The organism is Celeribacter halophilus, assembly GCF_018860305.1.
GTDB classification, from domain to species: domain Bacteria; phylum Pseudomonadota; class Alphaproteobacteria; order Rhodobacterales; family Rhodobacteraceae; genus Celeribacter; species Celeribacter halophilus_A.
The window spans coordinates 1-2,001 of record NZ_JAHKPE010000033.1 but is presented as its reverse complement, the minus strand read 5'-3'; the positions used below and the strand labels follow the sequence as shown (position 1 = coordinate 2,001).

Genomic DNA, 2,001 nt, shown 5'->3' with positions numbered 1-2,001 from the left:
GGGTATTTACAATCTCTACATGGCGAAAGAGGCTGATAAGTCAAAAAGCCATGACGGCATGATAGTCCATGCTGACACCAATAAGGTTTATCAACAAATTGGTAAAAATTTTGTCATGCACTCTAAAGAAAATTTCGATATAGTACCTGAAGTTGGGAGTGTAAAAAGCATCAATTATGATGCTTCGGGGAAAGCTGTAGTTACCCAGGCCGTGAAGCTTAGTAGAGGTCGCTCCCGATAGTTTTAGCCGCTAAAACTGGAGGTGATTTTTGAATAAGTTAGGCATTGGAGAGCGTTCTCCTTGGGGAGATTTTCCAAAGTTAATTAGAAATGGTGATTTAGGTGCGTTAAAAAACGAACCTGAATACCAAGCGGCCAAGTCAGGAGACATGCCCGCAGCTATTGACCTGGTAGATAGATTGATTACTGATGAAACAGTGAAATCTATTAAGGAGTACATAGGGGAAAGCAAGCCCCGTATATTGCCTGTTTTGGCTGTGGAGTCAGCTGGCAATAATAAAATACCGTTGGCTATGGCTGAGGTTTTGGCAGATCGTTTGGGGTTGGATGTTGAATTAAATATCGTTCAGCGTGACAAGGTTGGTCGCACTGATACGGGGGCAGATCATCGCCTGGCGTTTAATCCAACTTTTGACGGAAATGTCAAAAAGGGTGAACAATACTTAATTGTAGATGACACTCTAGCAATGGGTGGAACCGTAGCCTCTCTAAAAGGCTATGTAGAGAATCGAGGTGGTCAAGTTGTGGCTGCGTCTGTTATGACCGCTCATGAAGGTGCGCTTAATTTACCTGTTAAGCCTGGAATGTTAGCGGCCATTAATAGTAAACACGGCCCAGCAATGAATCAATTTTGGAAGGATACTTTTGGTTATGAACTCGACAAACTCACACAAGGTGAAGCCGGACGCCTCAAATCAGCCAAGACGGTTGAACAAATCCGAGATCGAATCACTAAGGCAAGATATGGCAACAGCGAGCGAGTGGGCCAGAGCGGAACTGAAACGCCGCAAGGCAGAGCGAGCACAGACCGTTCGGTCTTAGCTGGTAGTGGCTTACTTTCGGAGGCTGAAAGATTAGAATCTGAACAGTCTTCGATGTTGGATAGTGCTACAGTCGAGCAAAGCTATCAAGAGACATTAGCAACGTATGCACAAGCTAAACATGATCAAGTTGAACGTATCGAGGACCGTTTAGAAAATTTGATTAGTCGTCAGCAAGCTCGCTTACAGCAATCTCAACTAAGTAAGCCTGGGTTTCTATCTATGCCAGGAACAAAGAAAAACTGGATGGTTAGTCAGTCTCAACAGCAGTCGCGCTTACAAACGTTGCATGTTCGCCTAGAGGCTGTTCGAGAGATTAAAGATGGTATGGGTGTTCATTCTCCCCGTATTGATGAGTTAGCAACAAGGAAGATGAGGGCAGAAAACCCTGAACTAGCTGCTGATTGGGATTCAATGAGACAAGCCCAAAGGCATCACCAGGCGCTAGTTAAGAAACAAGAATATGAAAGGAAGCAAAACCAAGAGCGTTGCCGTTCGCATACTCTTGGGATAAATAAACCCTACTAACTAGAGAAAAGCCTGGGTTATCACTCCAGGCTTTCTTTTTTTCTACAGCGATGCCCATAACGCTACGCCTGCTGCAAATACTGTCATTCCTGCTGCTATTAGGTTCATCCTAGCTACTTGACGAGTTTCCTTATTCAAAGGGGCTACCTGCTCTTTTATTGTTTTCTCAATTTCACTCCTAGCAGCTTCTGCGGCGAGTTTTGCGCTTTCTTGCATCGAAGTCGCCATAGTTTGCTTACTGGCTGTCAGAGCGGCATTAAGCGTTCTTTCTGCCTTATTTTTAGCATCTTCCCCCCATCGGTGCGCAATTTCTTCTAACTCGCTTTTAAAGGAGTCTAGGATAGCTTGCTGAGCTTCGGTGCTTTCCTGCATCAAGCGATCATTGATCGTCTGCAAAATCAATATAGGGTCA

The 2,001-nt window shown here is 44.5% G+C and carries 3 protein-coding genes; 2 read left to right on the top strand and 1 reads right to left on the bottom strand.

Annotation, left to right across the window (positions count from 1 at the left end; all coding sequences use genetic code 11):
• Both KO492_RS16555 and KO492_RS16550 read left to right on the top strand, forming a co-directional pair.
• On the top strand, window positions 1-241 hold a 241-nt coding region (locus tag KO492_RS16555), incomplete at its 5' end, for a KfrB domain-containing protein (protein ID WP_216045990.1).
• 28 nt (window positions 242-269) lie between these two features.
• Window positions 270-1,589 carry a phosphoribosyltransferase gene (locus KO492_RS16550; RefSeq protein WP_216045989.1) on the top strand — a complete coding sequence of 440 codons (1,320 nt, stop codon included), beginning with the start codon at window positions 270-272 and terminating at the stop codon, window positions 1,587-1,589.
• A gap of 42 nt (window positions 1,590-1,631) precedes the next feature.
• Here KO492_RS16550 and KO492_RS16545 read toward each other — a convergent pair.
• Window positions 1,632-2,001 (bottom strand): conjugal transfer protein TraM (locus KO492_RS16545; protein WP_216045988.1); only part of this gene is annotated, 370 nt, incomplete at its 5' end.